At 63.2% G+C, this 23,143-nt stretch carries 19 protein-coding genes and 1 tRNA gene; 14 read left to right on the top strand and 6 right to left on the bottom strand.

The features are described 5' to 3' along the window. Positions 1–57: 57 nt before the first annotated feature. The 3 genes from KYK29_RS15545 to KYK29_RS15535 all read left to right on the top strand — a co-directional run bounded on the left by KYK29_RS15545 (position 58) and on the right by KYK29_RS15535 (position 3,070). Positions 58–1,113 carry a glycosyltransferase family 2 protein gene (locus KYK29_RS15545; RefSeq protein ID WP_254691819.1) on the top strand — a complete coding sequence of 352 codons (1,056 nt, stop codon included), beginning with the start codon at positions 58–60 and terminating at the stop codon, positions 1,111–1,113. A gap of 138 nt (positions 1,114–1,251) precedes the next feature. Next, on the top strand, positions 1,252–1,947 hold the full coding sequence (locus KYK29_RS15540) for a sulfotransferase family 2 domain-containing protein (protein WP_254691818.1): 696 nt from the start codon (positions 1,252–1,254) through the stop codon (positions 1,945–1,947). Positions 1,948–2,173: 226 nt separating this feature from the next. Next, on the top strand, positions 2,174–3,070 hold the full coding sequence (locus tag KYK29_RS15535) for a hypothetical protein (RefSeq protein ID WP_254691817.1): 897 nt from the start codon (positions 2,174–2,176) through the stop codon (positions 3,068–3,070). 72 nt (positions 3,071–3,142) lie between these two features. Here KYK29_RS15535 and KYK29_RS15530 read toward each other — a convergent pair whose 3' ends face one another. Further along, positions 3,143–4,156 carry a glycosyltransferase family 2 protein gene (locus KYK29_RS15530; protein WP_254691816.1) on the bottom strand — a complete coding sequence of 338 codons (1,014 nt, stop codon included), beginning with the start codon at positions 4,154–4,156 and terminating at the stop codon, positions 3,143–3,145. Beyond that, entirely contained in the window at positions 4,153–5,847 is a 1,695-nt protein-coding gene (locus tag KYK29_RS15525; protein WP_254691815.1) for a beta-1,6-N-acetylglucosaminyltransferase, read from the bottom strand. Before KYK29_RS15525 ends, KYK29_RS15530 begins: the two co-directional genes overlap by 4 nt. A gap of 335 nt (positions 5,848–6,182) precedes the next feature. On the opposite strand from KYK29_RS15525, the gene ytfQ reads away from it, so the two are divergent. From ytfQ to KYK29_RS15475, 10 genes are all read left to right on the top strand, one after another. Next, positions 6,183–7,145, top strand: a complete 963-nt coding sequence (gene ytfQ, locus KYK29_RS15520; protein ID WP_254691814.1) for a galactofuranose ABC transporter, galactofuranose-binding protein YtfQ — start codon at positions 6,183–6,185, stop codon at positions 7,143–7,145. 107 nt (positions 7,146–7,252) lie between these two features. Continuing rightward, positions 7,253–8,800, top strand: coding sequence for a galactofuranose ABC transporter, ATP-binding protein YtfR (gene ytfR / locus KYK29_RS15515; RefSeq protein ID WP_437437262.1), 1,548 nt, complete (start codon positions 7,253–7,255; stop codon positions 8,798–8,800). Further along, positions 8,797–9,852 carry an ABC transporter permease gene (locus tag KYK29_RS15510; protein ID WP_254691813.1) on the top strand — a complete coding sequence of 352 codons (1,056 nt, stop codon included), beginning with the start codon at positions 8,797–8,799 and terminating at the stop codon, positions 9,850–9,852. The genes ytfR and KYK29_RS15510 overlap by 4 nt, the downstream gene beginning before the upstream one ends. Further along, the gene (gene yjfF, locus KYK29_RS15505; RefSeq protein ID WP_254691812.1) at positions 9,849–10,838 is read left to right on the top strand and encodes a galactofuranose ABC transporter, permease protein YjfF; all 990 of its coding nucleotides are present in this window, start codon (positions 9,849–9,851) and stop codon (positions 10,836–10,838) included. The genes KYK29_RS15510 and yjfF overlap by 4 nt, the downstream gene beginning before the upstream one ends. A gap of 56 nt (positions 10,839–10,894) precedes the next feature. Continuing rightward, complete coding sequence (locus tag KYK29_RS15500) at positions 10,895–11,596, top strand: FadR/GntR family transcriptional regulator (protein WP_437437261.1); 702 nt, start codon at positions 10,895–10,897, stop codon at positions 11,594–11,596. A gap of 185 nt (positions 11,597–11,781) precedes the next feature. Continuing rightward, positions 11,782–12,990, top strand: coding sequence for an alpha/beta hydrolase (locus KYK29_RS15495; RefSeq protein ID WP_437437266.1), 1,209 nt, complete (start codon positions 11,782–11,784; stop codon positions 12,988–12,990). Positions 12,991–13,153: 163 nt separating this feature from the next. Beyond that, the gene (locus tag KYK29_RS15490) at positions 13,154–14,188 is read left to right on the top strand and encodes a proline racemase family protein (RefSeq protein WP_254691809.1); all 1,035 of its coding nucleotides are present in this window, start codon (positions 13,154–13,156) and stop codon (positions 14,186–14,188) included. 167 nt (positions 14,189–14,355) lie between these two features. Beyond that, the gene (locus KYK29_RS15485; RefSeq protein ID WP_254691808.1) at positions 14,356–14,784 is read left to right on the top strand and encodes a DoxX family protein; all 429 of its coding nucleotides are present in this window, start codon (positions 14,356–14,358) and stop codon (positions 14,782–14,784) included. A 158-nt stretch (positions 14,785–14,942) separates the two neighbouring features. Further along, positions 14,943–15,641 carry an orotate phosphoribosyltransferase gene (locus KYK29_RS15480; protein ID WP_254691807.1) on the top strand — a complete coding sequence of 233 codons (699 nt, stop codon included), beginning with the start codon at positions 14,943–14,945 and terminating at the stop codon, positions 15,639–15,641. A 66-nt stretch (positions 15,642–15,707) separates the two neighbouring features. Further along, entirely contained in the window at positions 15,708–16,637 is a 930-nt protein-coding gene (locus KYK29_RS15475; protein WP_254691806.1) for a carbohydrate kinase family protein, read from the top strand. 121 nt (positions 16,638–16,758) lie between these two features. Here the strand turns inward: KYK29_RS15475 and pgi are convergent, their stop codons facing one another. Then, positions 16,759–18,384, bottom strand: coding sequence for a glucose-6-phosphate isomerase (gene pgi / locus KYK29_RS15470; protein WP_254691805.1), 1,626 nt, complete (start codon positions 18,382–18,384; stop codon positions 16,759–16,761). A gap of 99 nt (positions 18,385–18,483) precedes the next feature. Continuing rightward, positions 18,484–20,196 carry a long-chain-fatty-acid--CoA ligase gene (locus KYK29_RS15465; protein ID WP_254691804.1) on the bottom strand — a complete coding sequence of 571 codons (1,713 nt, stop codon included), beginning with the start codon at positions 20,194–20,196 and terminating at the stop codon, positions 18,484–18,486. A gap of 292 nt (positions 20,197–20,488) precedes the next feature. Between KYK29_RS15465 and KYK29_RS15460 the strand changes: the two genes are divergently transcribed. Further along, entirely contained in the window at positions 20,489–21,676 is a 1,188-nt protein-coding gene (locus KYK29_RS15460; RefSeq protein WP_437437260.1) for an AI-2E family transporter, read from the top strand. A 111-nt stretch (positions 21,677–21,787) separates the two neighbouring features. On the opposite strand, the gene KYK29_RS15455 is transcribed toward KYK29_RS15460, so the two are convergent. After that, a tRNA-Thr gene (locus tag KYK29_RS15455) sits at positions 21,788–21,863 on the bottom strand. Positions 21,864–21,977: 114 nt separating this feature from the next. Then, positions 21,978–22,946: an NAD(P)H-dependent flavin oxidoreductase gene (locus KYK29_RS15450; RefSeq protein ID WP_254691803.1), complete on the bottom strand. Its 969-nt coding sequence runs from the start codon at positions 22,944–22,946 to the stop codon at positions 21,978–21,980. Positions 22,947–23,143: the final 197 nt, after the last annotated feature.

The following is a 23,143-nucleotide window of genomic DNA, read 5'->3' as shown; positions in this document are numbered from 1 at the left end:
GGCCGGCGCGGCGGGGAAGAACAGAAAGAGGGCGTTCGTGACTGGAGACTGCGGCAGATGAAATACTCGATCATCGTCGTCGCCTATAATATCGAGGCCTTCATCGGAGACTGTCTGGAGAGCTGTATTTTTCCGGGCCGGGGCGATTATGAGGTGATCGTCGTTTACAATGCATCGACCGACGGAACGCTCGACGCGATCCGGCGTGTGACGGTCCGCCATCCGCATCTTTTCACCGTCATCGAAAACAAGGAGAATCTCGGCCTTGGCGAGGGACGGAACCAGGGCATGCGAGCGGCCGCGGGCGATTACTATATCTTTGTCGACGGGGACGATTTGCTGACGCCCGACGCGCTGCCCGTGATCGCAAGCCATATCGGACGGGAAACGCCCGACATACTGATGATCAATTTCTCGCGCCTTTACATGGACGGCCGGAAGGAGCCGAACAGATTCACCAAATGGCTGGAGCAGGGAGCCCGCAACAGCGTACCCGAACGCCGGCATTTGCTTCAGAACTTCGGCGTCGCCTGGAACAAGGTCTATGCGCGCAGCTTCGTAATGCAGGGAAACCTGAACTTTCCGACCTGCTACTATGAAGATATCGTCTGGAATGCCGAATGCATCATGCGCGCCGCATCCATATATGTCATTCCCGATGTTCTGGTGCTGTATCGGCAAAGGCCGGGTTCGATCCTGCGATCGACCGACATAAGGCACTTCGATGCGATCCGGCAGCACCGCCGGATTGCCGAAATCCTCTCGCGCGAGGCGGATCTGGCGGTGAACTATGCGAGAGAGTTGCGCAATTATTCCCGCAAGCAGATGTTCGCCACGCTGCATAACGGGGGGCGGGTTCCGGCAGGTTCGGAAGGCCGCTTCCTACTGGAAATCGTCCGGACGCTTGCGATATACGATCGCCTGATGGATCCGCCGAAACGCAGCTTGCGCGAACGCGTGGCGAGCCTCGGCTCCTTTCCTCTCTATAGAGCTTACCGCTTCGTGGACGTCCAGGTGACGAAGATCCGGAAATTCTATCGGCGCAACAAGGAGAATCTCGCCCACGGACTGCTGGCCCGATATCGCGGCCGGACGCCCACCCGCAGCGAATGAAACGTGGTGATGTCTTCGACGGGTTTCCGGTGGGTGCCTTGTCGTGGAAAGCGGGAAGATTGATGCAACGGATGGCGTTCTGCGGGACTTGCCTTTCTGTCGTCGATCAGATTGGATGTTGAAAAACAGGGACAGGGCATGCCGGCATTTATAGCATCCTCCAAATTCGATTTCGTCTATCTCAGCGTCCCGAAAGCCGGATGCACATCGGTCAAGAACTGGATGTACCATCTGGAGCACGGCCGTTACCCGGAAAAGCCTCTCGATATCCATAAGATCGAGCAGTCGCGACTGATTCATTTCGACAACAACAGATCGAAAGTCTATGAGGCGCTTCGTCGTTCTTTTGTATTCACGCTGGTGCGGCATCCGCTGAAGCGGGCCTATTCGCTGTTCAACGAGAAGATCTTGCATCAAAGCCAATATGCATTCGGCGATGCGCAGGTCCTGTTGAAGAACAGATACGGCGCTTCCCTGCGCAACGAAAGCCTGGAGGAATGTCGGGCGGATTTTCTGGCGTTTCTCAATCTCGTCCGCGACACGCAACGCAAAACGGTCGATTTCCGGCTGGACTGGCACTGGATTCCGCAAACGGTGATCATCAACGATGCGCTGCGGTTCAGGACGCTCGATTTCATCGGACGCGTCGAAACGATGGATCAGGACATGGAGTTCGTCATGAAGCGTACCGGCGCCACGACGATCCCGTTTCCGCGTTTCAACGAAGGCCCGAAAAGCAAGTTCGCCTATGAAGAGGTGCTGACGGACCGTATCCGTGATCTCGGCAAGCAGATTTATGCAACCGATCTGGAGAACTTCGCCTATTCCATCTGAGCGATAGCCGATGAGAAAGGCCGCCCGTGCAAGCCGGAAGCCGGACTGGCGCAATCCGTGAACGGGTCGCCCGGCAGCGTCCTTTTCGGGTTGACAATATTGCGACAAATGCCAATGCAAAATCCGATATCTCGAGGCGGCTGGTAGAACCTGCCGCTGCGCCGGGGAGATCGTGATGGCCATCGCGATGCCTCGCGTGGGAAACCGGTTCGATAAGGTTGATAGGATGAAGATCAATTTTCACGTCGGGGTACACAAGACCGCAACGACATACATGCAGAAGCGGCTTGAGGTCGCGCGTCCCGACCTGATGAAATCCGGTATCGATTATATGCCGCGAGACCCCTTCAGGAAGGCCTTCACGTCGCGCCTCAAGGACATCGAGCCGGGGGATTTCCGGATCGGCGATCTCGCGGCGCAGGTCTTCGAGGGCGTCCCCCACGGTCCCCTCGACCGGTTGATCCTGTCGGACGAGAACCTGATCGGCAATTGCGCCCGCATCCTTGCAAGCGGCGAGCCCTTCGACACGGGAAAGGGGAGGTTGAGCCGGGTGAGGGCGCTTTTCCCCGATGCGGATATCACGCTTTACTGCTGTATCCGATCCTACGATTCCTTCCTCGCCTCAGCCTATTGCGAAACCCTGCGCTTCAGACGGAAATTCCTGTCTTTCGACGCTTTCGTCGAGCATCTGCGATTCGAGGCGTTGAGGTGGCCATCGGTTCTCGACCGGCTTATCAAAGGGCTCCGTCCCGATCGAACGAAAATCTGGCGGTATGAAGATTTCCGCGAGCATTCCGATCGCATATTGCAGGATATGGCGTTCGGAACCCCGGTTCCTGTGGTGGCGAAAACCCAGGACAAGCCGGAACGGGAATCCTTCTCGCAGATGGCCATCGATGTGCTTGACCTGATCGATGCGCAGAAAGGCCCCGATGTCGCCGGCCTGCTCATCAATGTGATCGGCAACAAGCTGCTGAAATCCGAAGGATTCGACGGTTTCGCGCCCTGGTCCGACGAAAAACGGAAGAGCCTGGGCAAGGCCTATGAGGAGGATTGCGCCGCGCTCGACAGCGCTCTCTGGCTTATCCCCCCGAAAGTTGAGCGCCCCTTGCTGGCCGGATAGGCAGGCGCGGCTGGAGCGTTTCCGGCGCAACGGGAACCGGTTTCTACCGATTCTGTGAAAACCGGAACCGCTCTAGAACCATTGCCCGGGAGACATCAGCCCGAGCGCGACGAGTTGTCCGGGCCTCTCGTAACGGCAACTGATCCCCGGCTCGTAGAAGCTAACCTGTTCGGCCGCCAGATACCGGTCGTATTCCCGGCCGTCCGCATAGTGTTCCTTGCGCTGGCTTTCCTCCTCCGCCTTGGCGATGAGGGAGGAAACCATCTTGAAATGGAACAGCACGCCCGAGGTCGATACGTTGCCGATCCGATGGGCGCGGTTCAGGTAGAAGGGCCGCGCGTCATGCATGGACATATTGTAGTGATAGTGGAAGCGCCACTTGATCAGCGGGACCTTGTTGAGCGCCGGCGCCTCGTCGGGATTTTCGGCGAAATGCACGCGTAGCCGCGGTCCGCCGCGAATCCAGGTGGAATGCCCCCAGCTCGGGACCTGCAAATAGCCGTCCTTGTCGAAATAGGGGCAGACTTCGAACGGATCCTGCCCTTCCGCAAGGAGGCTTTCCTCCAGCGGGCCCTTGCCATAGGCGTCCAGCATCAGCGTATGCATGCAGGGACGTTTTTCCTCGTCGAGAAACTGGGTCAGCGCGGCGAGGCTTCGGGTCTCCATATAGGGATAGACGAGAAATTCGTCCGGATCGACGACCACGCACCAGTGGCCGCGGCAATGCCGCCGCAGGATGTCGTTGAGCCAGAGCATCCCGAATTTCGCATCCCGGTAGCTTGCCGCGGTGTGCCAGACCGTCACGTCCTCCTGCGTTCCGGCCCAGTCCATGAAGCCGTCCGTGGAGTCGTTGTCCACGAACAGGAAATGGCTGACGCCCAGCTTGCGATAGTAGTCGACGAAGGCCGGCATGCGGAAGCGTTCGTTCCGCAGGCACGAGACGAGAAGAATGTCCCGTTTCCTTATCGCGCCCAATCTGTCCTGAACGAGGGTCAGGCTCCGGCCCGCCAGGCGGTCTTCGAGGAAAAGCCGGAAGTACAGATAAAAGTCGGAGATTTCCTTTGAAATCTTTTTCAGGAGTTTCATGGATTTCCTCCATGTTTTTCCGGTCGGTCGCCGGTCTCCCCTGCTGTCAGCGACGCCAGCGTTTCATGGATATGGGTAAGCCAGGCCGACGACCGATGCTTCAGCCTCGTGAAGCTCTGGCGGTATATGTCGGCGCACGCCTGCATCTCGGCCGGTGTCGCGTCACGGGGCCGGGGGCATGCCAGCACGCGGGCGTCGTAATGGCCGCCGATGCCTGACAACAATGCGGCATGGATGGGGACGGGGGGCTGCGGTTGCGTGACGTTCGGATCCGATGACGGCTTCCCATCCCCTTGCCGGCAGGGAGCGGATATGGATTGTCGCCACCGGTCCGCGCTTTCCTTCGCGCTGCGCCCGATCGGCGGCAGGGAGATGACCAGGGCATTCGGATCGTCGATTGCGCCCTCCAGCATCCGGCGGCAATCTCCGGGCGCCCATGACAATACGGGGATCTTGTCGGTTCTCTGAAGAATCCTGACCAGAAAGAGAAAGGGATGCATGTCGCGTATGTGGACGCCGTTCCGCCGGAGACCGCCGAATGTGCTCCGTCCCTTGCCGAAATCGATATCGCCCGCTTTGTACAGCCGCCCGAACGTCTCGAAAATTCGGGGATCGAGCGCGGACAGGACGGTGTCGACCTGCGATGGCGGCCCGCAAACGATCACATAGGGTCTTGCCAGCCGCCGCACCATCGCGGCGTTCACGTCGCAGAACTGATCGCGGTAGAAGATCTGCCCCGGCACGGGGTGGTTGATCTGGGCGTCGATCCTGATCCGGTAATCGGTGTTCGGCCGTCCGATGCCGGAGAGATCCTCGCCGCCATCTGCCGCGCGCGCTATCGCAAGCGCCGTCCGGCGCAGGTTCACCGCTTCGCTGGAGGCCTTGCGAAAGAAGAACCTGTCGAGCGTGAAGGGATAATTCCGGTGGTCGTCGTAAAAGGTGACGGGTTTGCCGAAATTGGTGAACTGGAAGAACGTCAGCCCGAAACCGCCGACCCTTGGGGCGGCCAGATGGTTGACGATCGTCGGGAAGACCATTTCATCCGGTATGTAGGTCTTGCGGAAGAAGGCTTCGACTGACGGATTTTCCGCCATGAAATCCAGAAGCTTCAGGCATGTTTGCCAGGTCAGGCCCCACCATTGGGAGCCGAATTTGACGTCGAGGCCCGCTGGCGCCTTCCGCTTGATTTTCAGGCGGCGTTGCAGGGCGACGATGGAATTCTCGATCCTGCTTTTGGTCGGAGAGGCCGGCACCGGGTAGTAGAACTCGTGGCGCTCGCGGCGCAGGCCGCCGGTTATCCAGGTTTCATCGCACGCCTCGATGAATTCCGTGCCGTTGTGTTCGTGAAGATAGCGCTCCAGTTGCCGGATCGGGCGGCATGGCAGGCAGGAACCGCTCAGGAGAACGACATAATCGTACTCCCGGGACGATGCGCGCGCATCGCAAAGGCCGTTTATGACGGCTTGCACGAGGCTGTAGTCGCCCCATTTGCAAGCGATGCGCTCCCGCACGAGCCGGATGCGGTCGGAATGGGCGGTGGCTTTTTCCAGAAGCTCAAAATCCTCGCGCCGGGCGTTGCCGTCGAAATGGATCAGCGCCTCCGCGTTACTGCCCGCCGATACCAGAGTTTGCGCAAGTTCGGCGAGTTGCTGCGGCTCATGGTGGGCAAGGATCAGAAAAAGGACTCGCATACTCGGTCTGTCAATCTCTCGCCATAGCTTGCCGGTGCCGGAGCGTCACGCTGTGGAATATCTGCCCGGTTTTCCCTCCCGGAAAAACGGATTGTCCGGGCTGCCGGTCGAGCGTTTTCGCTAATAGACAATGAAATCCCCTTATTGCAAGTGTTCATCGGGTTTATGTGCCGGCGGCGCGGCGCGGCCGGATCGGCGTTCCCTTGACGGTTCCGGCCGGGCCCGGAGCTTTGGTCCGCGAGGAAAGAGACGGCTAAAATTTACGGTTTACAATAGTAATATAATATGATGTTTTTCTCCTGCTGCCGAGCGGCAGCTTTCTTTGGGAGGACATCATGACAATCAAAGCCGCACTTGCCGGTGCCACAGTTCTTGCCGTCTCGTTTTTCAGCGCTGCTGCGGCTGCGGAAATGACGGTCGGCTTCTCGCAGATCGGATCCGAGTCCGGCTGGCGCGCCGCCGAGACGACGCTGACCAAGCAGCAGGCCGAAGAGCGCGGCATCGACCTGAAGTTCGCCGACGCCCAGCAGAAACAGGAAAATCAGATCAAGGCCCTGCGGTCCTTCATCGCTCAAGGGGTGGATGCCATCCTGCTGGCGCCGGTTGTCGCGACCGGCTGGGACGAGGTGTTGCAGGAAGCGAAAGAGGCGGAAATTCCCGTCGTCCTGCTTGACCGTACCGTCGATGCCGCTGACGATCTCTATCTGACGGCCATCACCTCCGACCTCGTTCATGAGGGCAACGTCGCCGGCCAGTGGCTGGCCGATACGGTGGCAGGCAAGCCGTGCAATGTCGTCGAACTTCAGGGCACCACCGGCTCCTCGCCGGCCATCGACCGCAAGAAGGGTTTCGAGCAGGCGCTGGAAAGCCATGACAACCTGAAGATCATCCGCAGCCAGACCGGCGACTTCACCCGCACCAAGGGCAAGGAGGTCATGGAGAGCTTCCTCAAGGCGGAAGACGGCGGAAAGAACATCTGTGCGCTTTACGCCCATAACGACGACATGGCCGTCGGCGCCATTCAGGCGATCAAGGAAGCGGGCCTGAAGCCGGGCACGGACATTCTCGTCGTCTCCATCGATGCGGTGCCGGACATCTTCGAAGCCATGGCCGCAGGCGAAGCCAATGCCACGGTCGAACTGACGCCGAATATGGCAGGCCCCGCCTTCGACGCCCTCGATGCCTATCGCAAGGACGGAACGGCTCCCCCGAAGTGGATCCAGACCGAATCCAAACTCTATACGCAGGCCGACGATCCGATGAAGGTCTACGAAGAGAAGAAGGGCCTCGGCTACTGATCCTGAGAGGCCGCCGCGTGCCCGGTGCGCGGCGGCCGTCCCGGCCGCATCGCCTTGCGAGGGGCGTTGTGGCTTCCGTTTCGTCCCCGCCTGTTTCTTCGGGACGAATGGCTAACGACAGACAGGTCGCGATCATGCAGTCGGACAATCCTCTTGTTCTTGCGGCGACGGGGATCGACAAGAGCTTTCCCGGCGCCAAGGCGCTCGATCAGGTCGATTTCTCCTTGCGGCGAGGCGAGGTGCACGCCCTGCTCGGAGAGAACGGCGCGGGAAAATCCACGCTCGTGAAATGCCTGACGGGCGCCTATCGGCGCAATGCCGGCCGCATCGTCCTTGACGGCGTGGAGGTCGATCCCCGCGATACGCTGGAGGCGCAGAACCTGGGCATCGGAACGGTCTATCAGGAGGTGAACCTCCTGCCGAACCTCACCGTCGCGGAAAACCTCTTTCTCGGCCGGCAACCGCGTCGCTTCGGCCTCGTCGACACGCGGGAGATGAATCGCCGCGCCCGGGTGCTGCTGGCGCAATACGACCTGGACATCGATGTCGCAGCCGGGCTTTCAGGGTATTCCGTCGCCGTGCAGCAGGTGGTGGCCATCGCGCGCGCGGTCGATCTTTCCGGCAAGGTGCTGATCCTCGACGAGCCGACCGCCAGTCTCGATGCGCATGAGGTGGCGATGCTGTTCCGCATCGTGCGCCGTCTGCGCGATCGGGGTCTCGGCATCGTCTTCATCACGCATTTTCTCGAGCAGGTCTACGAGATTGCCGACCGTATCACCGTGCTGCGCAACGGCCGCCTCGTCGGCACGCAGGAGGCCGCCGGACTGTCACGCCGCGACCTTATCGCGATGATGCTCGGCCGCGAACTCGCGGATGCGGCGGATGATGCCCACGGCCGTGCCGCCGCGGGGGCCGGCGAGGTGCGCTTCCGCTTCCGCAATTATGGCCGCAGCGGCCGCATCCGGCCCTTCGACCTCGACGTCAGGGCCGGCGAGGTGGTCGGCGTCGCCGGCCTGCTGGGCTCGGGCCGCACGGAAACGGCGGAGATCCTGTTCGGGGCGGAGCGCGCCGACAGCGGCACGGCGGAGGCCGGCGGCCGGCGGCTCGATCTGTCCTCGCCGCGCGCGGCGATCCGCGAGAAATTCGGTTTCTGCCCGGAGGACCGGAAGGTCGACGGCATCGTCGGCGACCTGTCGGTGCGCGAGAATATCGCCCTTGCGCTCCAGGCCCGGCGCGGCTGGGCGCGCCCGCTCGGCCGCGCGGAACAGGACCGGCTCGCCGATCACTACATCAAGGCGCTCGACATCCGCACCACCGACCGGGAAAAGCCGATCCGGCTTCTTTCCGGCGGCAACCAGCAGAAAGTCATCCTCGCCCGCTGGCTTGCCACCAATCCGGATTTTCTGATCCTCGACGAGCCGACGCGCGGCATCGATGTGGGGGCGCATGCGGAAATCATCCGTCTCATCGAATCCCTTTGCGAGAACGGCATGTCCCTTATCGTCATCTCCTCCGAACTGGAGGAACTCGTGGCCTATTCGAGCCGGGTCATCGTGTTGCGGGACCGTGCCCATGTGGCCGAACTGAGCGGCGAACGGGTGACGACGGCGGCCATCGTCGAGGCCATCGCCGCCACGGAGAGGGCGCAGGCATGAGCCGCTTTCTCAGCCTTCATGTGCTTCGCCTGCTGCCGCAGGTGGCCGCGCTTGCGGTCATCCTGCTGATGATTTCCTTCGCCTTTCCGGACTTCTTCCGGCTGGAGATCCAGAACGGCCGGCTTTACGGCAGTCTCGTCGATATCCTCAACCGCGGTGCGCCGGTGGCGCTGCTGGCGATCGGCATGACGGTGGTCATCGCCACCAAGGGCATCGATCTTTCGGTCGGCGCGGTCATGGCGATCTGCGGCGCGGTGGCGGCCGCCTGCATCACCTCCGGGCATTCGCTGGCCGTGACGCTTCTCGTCACGCTCGGCGCGGGCGTTCTCTGCGGCCTGTGGAACGGCGTCCTGGTGGCCGTGCTCGATATCCAGCCGATCATCGCGACACTGGTGCTGATGGTGGCCGGACGCGGCATCGCCCAGCTCATCACCGAGGGCGCGATCCTCACCTTCAACGATCCGGGGCTGATCTTCATCGGCAGCGGATCGCTCTTCGGCCTGCCCATGCCGGTGGTGATCTGGCTGGCCTTCGGGATCGTCGTCGCTCTCCTCGTGCGGCGTACCGCTCTGGGCATGCTGATCGAGGCGCTCGGTATCAACCGGCGCGCCTCTACACTATCCGGCGTTTCCACGGGCGTATTGCTGATCGCCGCCTATATGCTTTCGGGCCTTTGCGCGGCGGTCGCCGGCATCATCGCGGCCGCCGATATCCGGGGAGCCGACGCAAACAATGCCGGTCTCTGGCTGGAACTCGACGCCATTCTCGCGGTCGTGATCGGCGGCACCTCGTTGCTCGGCGGGCGCTTCAGCATCGCCGCCTCGCTCATCGGCGCGATGATCATCCAGGCGATCAATACCGGCATCCTGTTGTCCGGCTTTCCGCCCGAGTTCAATCTCATCATCAAGGCGGCGATCATCGTGCTGATCCTTGTCATCCAGTCGCCGCGCGCCCGGACCGTTTTCGCATGGCTGTCGCGCTCGCGCGGAGCGGCGGACGGCGCCGGACAGGATCGCGCCGACCGGGCCGGAACCGGACAGGAGGCGAAATGAACCCGCGCTATTTTCCCCTCGCCGCGACGGTTGCGATCTTCCTGCTCGCCTATCTCGTCTGCTACCTGCAATATCCCAACATGCTGTCGACGCGGGTGATCGGCAACCTCCTGACCGACAACGCCTTCCTGGGGATCGCGGCGGTCGGCATGACCTTCGTCATCCTGTCGGGCGGCATCGATCTTTCGGTCGGCGCCGTCATCGCCTTCACCGGCGTCTTCCTTGCCGTTCTGCTGCAATCGACGGCGATCCATCCCCTTGCCGCCTTCGGGCTCGCCCTCGTCATCACCACCGCCTTCGGTGCGCTGATGGGGGCGATCATCCACCATCTGCAAATGCCGCCTTTCATCGTGACGCTTGCCGGCATGTTCCTGGCGCGAGGCATGGCCTTCGTGCTGTCGATCGATTCGATCCCGATCAGGCATCCCTTCTATGCGACGCTCAAGGGCCTCTACTACAAGCTGCCCGGCGGCGGGCGCATCACGCTGATCGGCGGATTGATGCTCGCCGTCTTCGCGGCCGGCATGCTGATCGCCCATCGCACCCGCTTCGGCGCGAATGTCTATGCGCTGGGCGGCGATATTGCGACGGCGCAGTTGATGGGCGTTCCGGTGGGGCGCACGACCGTGGCGATCTATGCGCTGTCCGGCTTCCTGGCCGGGCTCGCGGGCATCGTCTTCTCGCTCTATACCTCGGCGGGCTATTCGCTCGCCACGGTCGGCGTGGAGCTGGATGCGATCGCCGCCGTGGTCATCGGCGGCACGCTGCTGACCGGCGGTTCCGGCTTTGTCGCGGGAACGCTCGTCGGCCTTCTCATCCAGGGCCTGATCCAGACCTATATCACCTTCGACGGTTCGCTTTCGAGCTGGTGGACGAAGATCCTGATCGGCTTGCTGCTCTTCGCCTTCATTCTGCTTCAGAAAGGGCTGATCCATATTTCGGATCGCCGCCGGCGGGCCGCTGCAACCGTTCCGGCGGCATCATAGGCAAGATCGCGTGTGGACGAACGGTGATGTGGACGGGTAGGGGGCAGGCGGCGGTGTTGAGCAAGGCAGACCGGCGCACCAGCCATTGGCAGGTCGTCGGTGCGCTTGGAAAGGCCATCGTCGCCGGCGAGTTTCCGGTGGGCGTGACGCTTCCGGGCGATGCGGAACTCGAGGCCCGCTTCCGGGTTTCGCGCACCGTGCTGCGCGAGGCGATGAAGACGCTGGCGGCCAAGGGGCTCGTGGTGCCGCGAGCGCGTATCGGCACGCGGGTGACGCCGAAGCACCAGTGGAACCTGTTCGACGCCGACATCCTCACCTGGCATTTCACCGTCGGGGTCGATACCGCCTTCCTGCTGCATCTGATCGAGATCCGCATGGGCTTCGAGCCCCATGCGGCGGCGCTGGCGGCGCGCAACGCCTCGGAGGCGGATATCAGCCGGATGATGCATCTCGCCGTAGCGATGGGTGATCCCGCCCATACGCCCGAGACGCTGGCGCTGGCCGATCTGCGTTTTCACCTGAGCGTCATGGATGCGGCGGCAAACCCCTTCATGCGCACGGTCGGCAGCCTGATCGAGGCGGCGCTGGTCGGCGTATTCAAGCTGAGTTCGCCGAATGCCGACCGTATCCGCGTCGGCGAGGTGGCTGCGTCGCATATGCGTATCGTCGAGGAAATCCGCCGCCGCGACGAGGACGGCGCTCGCCGCGCCATGGAACATGTCATCCGCGTCGGGCGGGAACGCATCGTCGGGGCGTGACCGAAGCGCAACGTCCGCATTCTTCCGGCCGATCCCGCCAAGACATGCCGGGTGTTCCCCTTCAAAACCGCCGCCGGCTCGGCTAAGGAGAAGCATGTCCCGGCCATGACGGCCGGCACCGATGAAGGGAAGGCCGTATGAAGCGGGACAGGACGATCCCCGGTGCGTCGCGCGCGTTCTGCGCGATGATTCTGCTGGCGGCCTTTTCGCTCGCATCCTGCGCCGGTCGGCCGGAGGGCGTGCTGGTTCCCAACGGAAAGGTAGCGTCAGGCGCATCCCCGGTGGATCTGCTCGTCGCCACCACCCGCGCGCCGTCCGAGGAGCCGGGCGTACTTTTCTCCGGCGAGCGCGGTTCCGGCCTGATGCTGAGCGACATCGTCGTATCGGTCCCGCCCGAAAAGAACCGCAAGGTCGGCCAGGTGCAATGGCCCTCGCGGCTGCCGGCCGATCCGCTCAAGGATTTCACAACCGTCAGCGTCAAGCCGATGGACGTGCCGGCGGCACGCGGATGGCTCGACCGCCATCTGCCGAAGAGCGGGCGGGTGCTGGTCTTCGTGCATGGTTTCAACAACCGCTACGAGGATGCGGTCTACCGTTTCACCCAGATCGTCCATGATTCGAAGACCGATGCGGCGCCGATCATCTTCACCTGGCCCTCCCGCGCCAGCATTTTCGATTATTCCTACGACAAGGAAAGCACGAATTATTCGCGTGATGCGCTGGAAAGCCTGCTACGCGCCGCCATCGACACGCCGGACGTCGGGGAAATCACCATCATGGCCCATTCCATGGGGACATGGCTCGCTGTCGAGACGTTGCGCCAGATGGCGATCCGCGACGGCCGCGTGCCGAAGAAGATCGAGCAGGTCATCCTGGCGTCGCCCGACCTCGATGTCGATGTCTTCGGCCAGCAGCTTTACGCGCTCGGCAAGGATAAGCCGAAGTTTACCATCTTCGTCTCACGGGACGACCGGGCGCTGACGCTTTCGAAGCGTCTTTCCGGCAATGTCGACCGGCTGGGGCAGATCGACCCGTCGCAGGAACCCTATCGATCGCTGCTTGAGGCGCAGGGCATAACCGTGCTCGACCTCACCGCACTCAAATCCGGCGACCGGCTGAACCACGGCAAATTCGCGGAAAGCCCGGAGGTCGTGCGGCTGATCGGCAACCGGTTGATCGACGGGCAGACCGTGACGGATTCGGAGATCGGCTTCGGTGACCGGCTCGGCGTCGTGGCGCTCGGCGCGGCCCAGACGGTCGGCAGCGCGGCAAGCATCGCCGTATCGACGCCGATCGCCGTCTTCGACCCGGCGACACGCCGCGGCTATGACGACCAGTGGCGCCGTTTCGGCAGCTCCATCGGCAACACCGCCGATGGCATGGTGGGCCGGTAGGCCGGTCCGCTGACGCTTGCCGGCCGTCTCTGCGACGGCGTCATGGTCCCGATATCGTCCCGAACGGCTGTATAAAGCGGTTGGAACGGCTTTCGATCGGATATATCAGGCTGTGCGACAGGCAATGCACCGCCGCCTGCCGGCAACAAGGGAGCATCACGACATGAGATGGAAACGCACGATCCAGTTGCTGGACGTTCATTGCGAAGGCGAGGTCGGCAAGGTCGCCATCGGCGGCGTTCCGAAGATCCCCGGCGATACGATCGCCGAGCAGCTGAACTACATCAATACGGTGGATGACAGCCTCCGGCGTTTCCTCTGCCTGGAGCCGCGCGCGGCAGCAACGGGCTCGGTCAACCTGCTCCTGCCGGCCAAGCGGCCCGAGGCGGATGCCGGTTTCATCATCCTTCAGGCCGATCAGGCCCATGCCTCTTCCGGCTCCAATTCGATCTGCATCACCACGGCGCTGCTCGAAACCGGCATCGTGGAGATGAAGGAGCCCGAGACGGTCGTCGTGCTCGACACCGCCGCCGGCCTCGTCAAGGCCACGGCCACCTGCCGCGACGGGCGATGCGAGAAGGTGAAGCTCACCATGGTTCCCTCCTTTGTGCACCAGCTCGACGCCGAGATCGAGACACCGCTCTGGGGGCGCGTGCGCTTCGACATCAGCTATGGCGGCATCTTCTACGCCCTGGTCGACGTCGATCAGATCGGCACGAAGATCGAGAAGGCCAATGCCCGTGCTCTCGTCGACGCCGGCATGGTGCTGAAGGACCTGATCAACAAGGCCATGCCCGTCGTCCATCCGGAAATCCCGGAAATCAACGGCATCGCCTATGTCATGTTCCGTGACCGCGACCCGGACGGCACCGTGCGCACCGCGACCACCATGTGGCCCGGCCGCGTCGACCGTTCGCCCTGCGGCACCGGCAATTCGGCCAATCTCGCCACGCTGCATGCCCGCGGACTGGTCAAGGTGGGCGATACGTTCCAGTCGCGCTCGATCATCGGCTCCCGCTTCGAGGTCGGGCTGGAGGCGGAAACGACCGTCGCAGGACGCCCGGCCATCATCCCCACGATCACCGGCCGCGGCTGGACCTTCGGCCTGCACCAGATCGCCCTCGATCCGACCGATCCGCTGGCCGAAGGTTTCGCCATGACCGATACCTGGGGGCCGCAGGCCGGCGAAATCCGCTAAGCGTCGCGCAAAAAGGCGTTGCGCATTTCCTCCCCCATCCGGAGGATGCGAGCGGCCGGGATCGTTCAGAAAATATGAACGATCTGTCTTCTGGGGGGTAGTCTAGTGCAACGGTGGAAAACTGCTATTTTCCCATCATTACAAACGCTGACGCCCCAGGAGATCCCATGCAACAGAACCTTATCGTCCTCGTCGGACGCATCCTGCTTTCCCTGATGTTCATCACCTCAGGCTATCCGAAGCTGATCGATCCGGCCGGCACGGCCGGCATGATCGCCGGCGCCGGCCTGCCGGCCGCCACGGCGCTTGCCTATCTCGCCGGCATTTTCGAACTCGTCGCCGGCCTCTGCATCCTTCTCGGCTTCCAGACGCGGATCGCATCCTGGCTGCTTGCCCTGTTCTGCCTGTTCACCGCGTTCGTTTTCCATAGCGGTTCGATCAACATTCCCGATTTTCCGGAAGGCGCGAACGGCCTGCTCACGGTCTTCAACGGCCTGATCATGTGGAAGAACGTCACGATTGCCGGCGGTTTCCTCGTGCTTGCCGCCTTCGGCCCCGGCGCCTGGTCGCTGGATGCCCGCCGCGCCGCCGCCTGAGACCGGCAAAATCGCGGACCGATGAAAGCCCTCCCCGGCTGCCGGGGAGGGTTTTTACATGCATAGATCCGAAAATGCCGGTTGCGCGGGCGCTCCGGCTGGAAAGCCGGGCCTCTTGCTGCTATGCGCACGCATCGTCAGTCATGCGGGAGATGTCGATGTTTTCCAATTCCTTTCCGGACAGAAACGTGATGGCGGAGCTGATGGCCCGCATGCTCTGGGAGATCCAGGCGGTGCATTTTCGCGCCGATGAGCCCTACAGGCTCGCCTCCGGCATGGCGAGCCCGGTTTATGTGGACTGCCGCAAGCTGCTCTCCTATCCCCGGGTGCGTTCGGCGATCATGGATTTCGCTGCGGCCACGATCACCCGCAGCGCCGGCTTCGAGCGTTTCGACGTGGTGGCCGGCGGCGAAACGGCGGGCATTCCCTTTGCTGCGCTTCTGGCCGACCGTCTCGGCCTGCCGATGATCTACGTCCGCAAGAAGCCCAAGGGCCATGGCCGCGCCGCCCAGATCGAGGGCGTCATGCCGGAGGGCGCGCGGGTCCTCGTCATCGAGGATCTGGTGACGGTCGGCGGCTCCATGTTCACCTTCATCGACGCGATCCGCGCCGCCGGCGGCATCGTCGAGCACGGCATGTCACTGTTCTATTACGGCATCTTCGCCCAGGCCGCGGCGCGTTACGCCAACGGCGGCGTGACGCTGCATCATATCGCCACCTGGCGCGACGTGCTGGCCGTGGCGCGTGCCGACAGGCTGTTCGACGAGGCGACGCTTTCCTCCGTCGAGGCGTTCTTCGACGATCCCCTCGCCTGGTCGTCCGCCCATGGCGGCGTCGCGGAACTGCCGGTTGCCTGAAAAGGGTGCTGGCGCTTTTGGCCGGGATCGTTTAAATCGATTGAAAATCCATGGGGAGGATAGCGGATGATCCTGTGTTGCGGTGAAGCCCTGATCGACATGCTGCCGCGTGTCTCGACGGAGGGTGAGGAGGCCTATGCCCCTTACGCGGGCGGCGCGATCTTCAACACGGCGATCGCGCTCGGCCGGCTCGGCGTGGCGACGGGTTTCTTCACAGGCCTTTCCGACGATATGATGGGCGATATCCTGCGCCGGACGCTTGGCGAAAGCGCGGTGGATTACAGCTATTGCGCCACGCTTTCGCGGCCGACCACCATCGCCTTCGTCAAGCTCGTCGACGGCCACGCGACCTATGCCTTCTACGATGAGAACACGGCCGGCCGGATGATTCGCGAGGCCGATCTTCCCGCACTCGGCGACGATTGCGAGGCGCTGCATTTCGGCGCCATCAGCCTCATTCCGGAACCTTGCGGCTCGACGTACGAAGCGTTGATGCGCCGGGAACATGAGAAACGGGTAATCTCGCTCGATCCCAATATCCGCCCCGGCTTCATCAAGGACAAGGAGGCGCATCTCGGGCGTATCCGTCGCATGGCCGCCATGGCGGATATCGTCAAGTTTTCCGACGAGGACCTCGCCTGGTTCGGGCTGGAGGGGGACGAGGAGACGCTGGCCCGCCATTGGCTGCACCATGGCGCGAAGCTTGTCGTCGTGACCCGGGGCGCGGCCGGCGCGGCCGGCTATACCGCCCGTCACAAGGTCGTCGTGCCGAGCGAGCGCGTGACGGTGGTCGATACCGTCGGGGCGGGCGATACGTTCGACGCCGGCGTGCTCGCCGCGCTGAAGATGCAGAACCTGCTCACCAAGCAGCAGGTCGCCGGGCTTGAGGAAGATCAGATCGCCCGGGCGCTGACGCTCGGCGCGCGCGCCGCCGCCATCACCGTCTCGCGCGCCGGGGCCAACCCGCCATGGGCGCGGGAGATCAAGCTGGGCTGACAAGGCCGACAGGCCCATCGCATCGGGCCCGAGCGGTCGCTTGCCCTCTGCGTCGCACGCTGTGAAAACCTTCTGAAGAAAGAGAAGCGGCCTTGCAGGGAAAGCCGCTTCCGATCGGCGCTTATCGCGCCGCCTTCAGCAGCGCGGAGACGAGGCCGGCCGTCGAGGAATCGTGCCCTGCCGCGCTCTCCTTGCCCTCCACCACCGGCAGGAGGCCGGTTGCCAGTTCCTTGCCCAGTTCCACGCCCCACTGGTCGAAGGAATTGATGTTGAAGAGGGCGCCCTCGACAAAGACCCGGTGCTCGTAAAGCGCGATGAGCCGGCCGAGCGCGAAAGGCGTCAAGCTGTCATAGACCATGGTGATCGACGGCCGGTTGCCGGAGAAGACGCGATGCGGCGCGATCTTGTCCGCCTTTTCCGTCGCCATCCCCTTGGAAGCGAGCTGGGCCCTGGCCTCGTCGAGCGAGCGGCCTTTCATCAGCGCTTCCGACTGGGCAAGGCAGTTGGCGATCAACAGCTGATGCTGGTGGCGCAGGTTCTTCTCGTGGCCGTTCGCCGCGATCATGAATTCGGCGGGAATGATCGTCGTGCCCTGGTGGATGAGCTGATAGAAGGCGTGCTGGCCGTTGGTGCCGGGCTCTCCCCAGACGACCGGTCCCGTCTGCATCTCCACCGGCTTGCTGTCCATCGTCACGGACTTGCCGTTCGATTCCATGTCGAGCTGTTGCAGATAGGCCGGAAAGCGCGAAAGGCGCTGGTCGTAGGGCAGGATCGCCCGCGACGGATAGCCGAGCACGTTGCGGTGATAAAAGCCGAGGAGACCGAGCAGCATCGGGATGTTGCGGCGGATCGGCGCTTCCCGGAAGTGATTGTCGATCGCATGGCCGCCGGCCAGGAACTCCGAAAATCTCTGCTTGCCGATGGCGATCATCAAGGGCAGGCCGATGGCCGACCAGATCGAGTAGCGGCCGCCGACCCAGTCCCAGAAGCCGAACACGCGCTCTTCGCCGATGCCGAAGGCCGCCACCTTGTCGAGCGCGGTGGAAACGGCGCAGAAATGATTGCCGACCGCCGCCTCGCCGAGATTTTCGACGATGAAGCGGCGCGCCGTCTCGGCATTGGTCATCGTCTCGATGGTGGTGAAGGTCTTCGAGGCGACGATGAAGAGCGTCGTTTTCGCATCGAGCGTCCGGAGCGTATCGGCGATATGGGCGCCGTCGATATTGGAGACGAAGTGCAGGCGGGGGCCATCGTGATAGGGCGCGAGCGCCAGCGTCGCCATGACCGGTCCGAGATCGGATCCGCCGATGCCGATATTGACGACATCGGTGATCACCTCGCCCGTCGCGCCCTTGAGCGCGGCGGACCGGATGCCCTCGGCGAAAGATCCCATGGCGTCGAGAACGGCGTTGATATCGGGCATGACATCGCGGCCGGCGACATGGACCGGCGTGTTGGCGCGGTTGCGCAGCGCCGTATGCAGCACCGCCCGCTCCTCGGTGATATTGATGATCTCGCCCGCGAACATGGCGTCGCGCTTGGCCTCGACGCCGGCTTCCTTCGCCAGCGCCTCGAGGCCGTCGAGCACCACTTCGTTCACCGCGCATTTCGAGTAATCGAAGAGGAAATCGTCAAGGGTGAGGCTGTAGCGGGTGAAACGTTCCGGATCGGCCGCAAAAGCGGCGCGCACGTCGGTGGCGTTGGTGTCCCGCACGGTGGATGTCAGCTTTTCGATGCGCGCGTTCATCGGCATACTCCTTCGGTGGACGATCGGCGGTTAGCTAGTCGCTTTGACCGCCGCAAATCAAGGCCGGATTATCCGTTTCGCCGAAAAAATTAAATCGGTTTAACCGTCTGCCGGCCGTCGCAACTCCTTGCGCAGGATCTTGCCGACATTGGATTTAGGCAGTTCGTCGCGGAATTCGATATGCTTGGGCCGTTTGTAGTTTGTCAGGTTTGCGGCGCAATGGGCCTTGATGTCCGCTTCCGTCAATGCCGGATCCCGGCGCACCACGAAAAGCTTCACCGCCTCCCCGGAATGCTGGTCCGCGACGCCGATCGCCGCGCATTCGAGCACGCCCGGCAGCGCCATCGCCACCTCTTCCACTTCGTTGGGAAAGACATTGAAGCCCGAAACGAGGATCATGTCCTTCTTGCGGTCGACGATCTTCGTATAGCCCTCCGGGGTCATGAAGCCGATGTCGCCGGTACGGAAGAAGCCGTCGGCGGTCATGGCCTTTGCCGTTTCGTCGGCGCGCCGCCAGTATCCGGCCATGACCTGCGGGCCGCGGATGCAGATTTCCCCCACGCCGCCAAGCGGCAGCGCATGGCCGTCGTCGTCGAGGATGCTGATCTCCGTCGACGGCAGCGGCAGGCCGATGGTGCCGGTGAAGTCCGCGCGGTCGAAACGATTGGCCGTCGCCACCGGTGAGGTTTCCGAAAGGCCGTAGCCTTCGGTGACGGCGCAGCCGGTCATGCGATGCCATCGCTCGGCCACCGGTCGCTGCACCGCCATGCCGCCGCCGATCGTCAGAAGCAGGCCGGAAAGGTCGAGCGTGGAAAAGCGTGGATGGTTCATCAGCGCGTTGAACAGCGTGTTGAGGCCGGGAAAGACATGGAAGCGATGCCTGCCCAGTTCCTTGATGAAGCCGGGAATATCGCGGGGGTTGGCGATGAGCACATTGTGGCCGCCGAGCGCGACGCCCATCAGCCCGTTCACCGTCAGGGCGAAGATATGGTAGAGCGGCAGGGCGCAGACGAAGACGAGCTGGTCCGGCTGGTTCCTGCGCTGGAATATCGGCTGGATCCACAGCTTGATCTGCTCCATGTTCGACAGGAGGTTGGCGTGGGTGAGGGTCGCGCCCTTCGAAATCCCGGTGGTGCCGCCGGTATATTGCAGGAAGGCGGTGTCCCCGGGCCTCACGTCGGGCGCGCGAAGCGTCATCCGCATGCCCTCCGCGCGGGCGCGGGTGAAGGGAACGTACCCCGGCAGCGACCAGGAAGGCACCAGCTTCTTCACCCGGCGAACGACGACATTGACGATCGCGCCCTTGAGCCCCAGCATATCGCCCATGGTGGCGACGACGATATGCCGAACGGCGGTGCGCGCGACCACCTGCGCCGCGGTGGCGGCGAAGTTCTCCAGAACGAACAGCGCTTTCGCGCCTGAATCGGTCAACTGGTGCTCCAGTTCCCGGGGCGTGTAGAGCGGGTTGACGTTCACGACGACGAGGCCCGCCCGCAGGATGGCGAAGATGATGACCGGATTCTGCAGGATGTTCGGCATCATCACGGCGACGCGGTCGCCCTTTTCAAGCCCGCGCGATTGCAGCCATGCGGCGATTGCCCGCGTCTCTGCCTCGAACTGCCGGAAGGTCAGCGTCCGGCCCATGCTGGTGAAGGCGGGACGCGCCGCGAAGGTCTCGCAACAGGCTTCCACGAAGCGGCCGATGGAAGGATGTGCGAGCGGCGCGATCTCGCTTGCCATGCCCGGCGGATAGGACGCCAGCCAGAACCGTTCTGCGGGTATGCCGGGCGCGGCCTCGACGCTGGCTGACATCTGTTTCCTCCTCGCTTCCCAGGCGGCGGACACCGGTGGGTTCGCCCGCGCCGCGATGAAGACAGGATGATGTTTTCACGGCCCGGCATCAAGCGCATGGATACAGGATATCGCCGTGAACGGGGGGTTCAATATGCGCAGGGCAGGCATTTTTCTTCCTGTCCTGCCGATGGATGGGTGCCTGCGTCGCAAAATCCCCGTATATCGTTAGCATTTTCCGGTTAGATATTCATGGCACCTGGTGATTGCCGGGCACATCGACGTGATGACGGGTTGAACGGGAGTTGACAGGTTGCTGCATTCGGAAGATCGTCGGGGCGAACACAGGTTCTTCGGGTTGCCCCGCTCCAAGAGCGTCGCCCTGGTTTCGCCCGTCACCGCCGCCCGCTGGCTTCTCGTTCTGGTCGTTCTTGCCGGCATCTATTTCTTTCACGGCTTCGTGGTGCCGGTTCTTGCGGCTCTCGTCATCGCCTTTGCGAGCTGGCCGCTTTACGGCCGGCTGCTCGTCCGACTGGGCGGCAACCGGACTCTTGCCGCCACCATCGCGATCCTGTTGATCCTCGGCTTCATCATCGGACCGATCCTGATTGCCTCCACCTATGCCTTTCACGAGATCCGCGAGTGGATCGGCTGGGCGGTGGAGACCAACCGCACGGGTGCGCCGACACCGCTGTGGATCCGCGACCTGCCGGTCATCGGCGGCTGGCTGGATATGCAATGGGCGCGCTTTCTCGATCATCCCGGCGCGATCGGGGAACTGACGCAGATCGTCAGCGGCGCCAATATCGGCAATATCTACCGTGTCGCGCTGGCCGCCAGCGGCAAGGCCTTCAGCCTGCTGCTCGCCATGCTGTTCATGCTGATCGCGCTGTTCTTCATCTATCGCGACGGCGAGACCTTCGCCGGACAGGTCGACCGCCTCGGCGAGCGCATCCTTCCCTCGCGCTGGGAGCGCATCTCGCGCGTGGTGCCGGCGACGATCAGCGCGACGGTGACGGGCATGACGCTGATCGCCATCGGCGAGGGCATCGTGCTCGGGATCGCCTATTGGGTGGCCGGCGTTCCCTCCGCCGTCACGCTCGGCGTGCTGACCGGCATCATGGCGCTGTTCCCCGGCGGCGCGCCGCTCTCCTTCACGCTGGTCTCGCTCTACCTCGTCTCGAGCGGATCGCCGACGGCGGGGCTTGCGCTTTTCGCCTGGGGCTCGGTCGAGCTTTTCATCGTCGACAAGACGTTGCGTCCGCGGCTGGTGGGCGGCCCCGTCAAGCTGCCGTTCCTTCCCACGTTCTTCGGCCTCATCGGCGGCGTGAAGACGATGGGCTTCCTCGGCCTCTTCATCGGCCCCGTTCTCATGGCGCTCCTGGTCGCCATCTGGCGCGAATGGATCCGCGAAGTCGATCTGTCGCTCGCCGAGGAACTGGAAGCCGAAGCCCCGTCCCCGCCGCCGCACCCGGTCGACCCCCGGGATCAAGCGTCCTAGAGCGATCCCGGTGAAATCCGGCTCACCGGGATTGCTCGGTCATCCCGCTGCCGGCAGACGACACAAAGCCCGCTGGGTCGTCATACGCTCGAAATCAAAGGAAGAAGGAAATGGTGCCGCTTAGGTGACTCGAACACCTGACCCCATCATTACGAATGATGTGCTCTACCGACTGAGCTAAAGCGGCCCGACAGGATAGGGGATGATCCCGCACCCGGAATGGGTGCGCTGATAGCCGCAATGCGCATGGATTTCAAGCGGCGATTTTCGGTTTGTCCCTTTTTCCTCGTTCATCGGCGGATCAGGCGGTGGTGACGAGACGCCGGTGGGCGTCGGCATATTCCCGCTCGAGCCGGGTGACGAGCGCTTCGACGGACCCCGTTTCGGTAACCGCGCCGATACCCTGGCCGCATCCCCAGATGTCTTTCCAGGCTCTGGCGCCTTCCGTCTCCGCCCCGCCGAAGTCCAGCTTTGTCGGGTCGGCGTCCGGCAACCGGTCGGGATCCAGGCCGGCGGCGGCGATCGACGGTTTGAGGTAATTGCCGTGGATGCCGGTAAAATAGCTGGAATAGACGATGTCGGCGGCGGAACTGTCGACGATCATCTGCTTGTAGGCCGCGCTTGCGCGCGCCTCATCGGTGGCGATGAAGGGCGATCCGATATAGGCCATGTCCGCGCCCATCGCCCGGGCGGCGAGGATCGCGCTGCCGGTCGCGATCGCGCCGGAAAGAAGCAGCGGCCCATCGAACCAGGCCCGGATTTCCTGCGTGAGCGCGAAGGGTGAAAGCGTGCCGGCATGGCCGCCCGCCCCGGCCGCCACCGCGATCAGCCCGTCGGCACCCTTGCGGATCGCTGAATCGGCGTGGCGGTTGTTGATCACGTCATGCAGCACGATGCCGCCATAGCTCTGGATGGCCGCATTGACGTCGGGCACCGCGCCGAGCGAGGAGATGACGACGGGCACCTTGTATTTCTCGCAGAGCGCCAGGTCCTGTTCCAGGCGTTTGTTGGAACGGTGGACGATCTGGTTGACGGCGAAGGGTGCGGCCGGGCGTTCGGGATGGCGCGCGTCATGGGCGGCGAGCGTCTCGGTGATTTCCGCCAGCCATTCGTCGAGCTGGGATTGCGGCCGGGCGTTCAGGGCCGGGAAAGCCCCGATGACGCCCGCCTTGCATTGCGCGAGCGTGAGCGCGGGATGGGAGACGATGAAGAGCGGGGCGCCGACGACGGGCAGGCGCAGCTTGTCCTTGAGGATCGCGGGCAGAGCCATGAGGCGGGGTCCGGTTGGCAATTTACGCTTACGAAAACGTCAGATTGATAGCAGCCCGCGAGGATGGTGGAAAGAGGCCCGGGCCGTGCCGCGGACAGCCGCGCGAAGAGAGCGGACGGGCGTCGCTCCGTCTCTGCCTGTGGAAAGAATGGCGGGTGACGCGGCGTCGGGCGATCCTTCAGCGAAGCGTAACGGCG

Source organism: Shinella daejeonensis (assembly GCF_024281235.1).
Taxonomy (GTDB): domain Bacteria; phylum Pseudomonadota; class Alphaproteobacteria; order Rhizobiales; family Rhizobiaceae; genus Shinella; species Shinella daejeonensis.
The sequence above is the reverse complement of the archived record's forward strand: the minus strand, read 5'-3'. Positions and strand labels throughout refer to the sequence as shown.

Coding starts and splice junctions, on each gene's coding strand:
- pgi (WP_254691805.1), bottom strand. CDS start 18,384: ATGAACGCGCGCATCGAAAAGCTGACATCCACCGTGCGGGACACCAAC.
- KYK29_RS15495 (WP_437437266.1), top strand. CDS start 11,782: ATGATTCTGCTGGCGGCCTTTTCGCTCGCATCCTGCGCCGGTCGGCCG.
- KYK29_RS15485 (WP_254691808.1), top strand. CDS start 14,356: ATGCAACAGAACCTTATCGTCCTCGTCGGACGCATCCTGCTTTCCCTG.
- KYK29_RS15490 (WP_254691809.1), top strand. CDS start 13,154: ATGAGATGGAAACGCACGATCCAGTTGCTGGACGTTCATTGCGAAGGC.
- KYK29_RS15450 (WP_254691803.1), bottom strand. CDS start 22,946: ATGGCTCTGCCCGCGATCCTCAAGGACAAGCTGCGCCTGCCCGTCGTC.
- ytfQ (WP_254691814.1), top strand. CDS start 6,183: ATGACAATCAAAGCCGCACTTGCCGGTGCCACAGTTCTTGCCGTCTCG.
- ytfR (WP_437437262.1), top strand. CDS start 7,253: ATGGCTAACGACAGACAGGTCGCGATCATGCAGTCGGACAATCCTCTT.
- KYK29_RS15465 (WP_254691804.1), bottom strand. CDS start 20,196: ATGTCAGCCAGCGTCGAGGCCGCGCCCGGCATACCCGCAGAACGGTTC.
- yjfF (WP_254691812.1), top strand. CDS start 9,849: ATGAACCCGCGCTATTTTCCCCTCGCCGCGACGGTTGCGATCTTCCTG.
- KYK29_RS15540 (WP_254691818.1), top strand. CDS start 1,252: ATGCCGGCATTTATAGCATCCTCCAAATTCGATTTCGTCTATCTCAGC.
- KYK29_RS15510 (WP_254691813.1), top strand. CDS start 8,797: ATGAGCCGCTTTCTCAGCCTTCATGTGCTTCGCCTGCTGCCGCAGGTG.
- KYK29_RS15545 (WP_254691819.1), top strand. CDS start 58: ATGAAATACTCGATCATCGTCGTCGCCTATAATATCGAGGCCTTCATC.
- KYK29_RS15535 (WP_254691817.1), top strand. CDS start 2,174: ATGAAGATCAATTTTCACGTCGGGGTACACAAGACCGCAACGACATAC.
- KYK29_RS15480 (WP_254691807.1), top strand. CDS start 14,943: ATGTTTTCCAATTCCTTTCCGGACAGAAACGTGATGGCGGAGCTGATG.
- KYK29_RS15475 (WP_254691806.1), top strand. CDS start 15,708: ATGATCCTGTGTTGCGGTGAAGCCCTGATCGACATGCTGCCGCGTGTC.
- KYK29_RS15530 (WP_254691816.1), bottom strand. CDS start 4,156: ATGAAACTCCTGAAAAAGATTTCAAAGGAAATCTCCGACTTTTATCTG.
- KYK29_RS15525 (WP_254691815.1), bottom strand. CDS start 5,847: ATGCGAGTCCTTTTTCTGATCCTTGCCCACCATGAGCCGCAGCAACTC.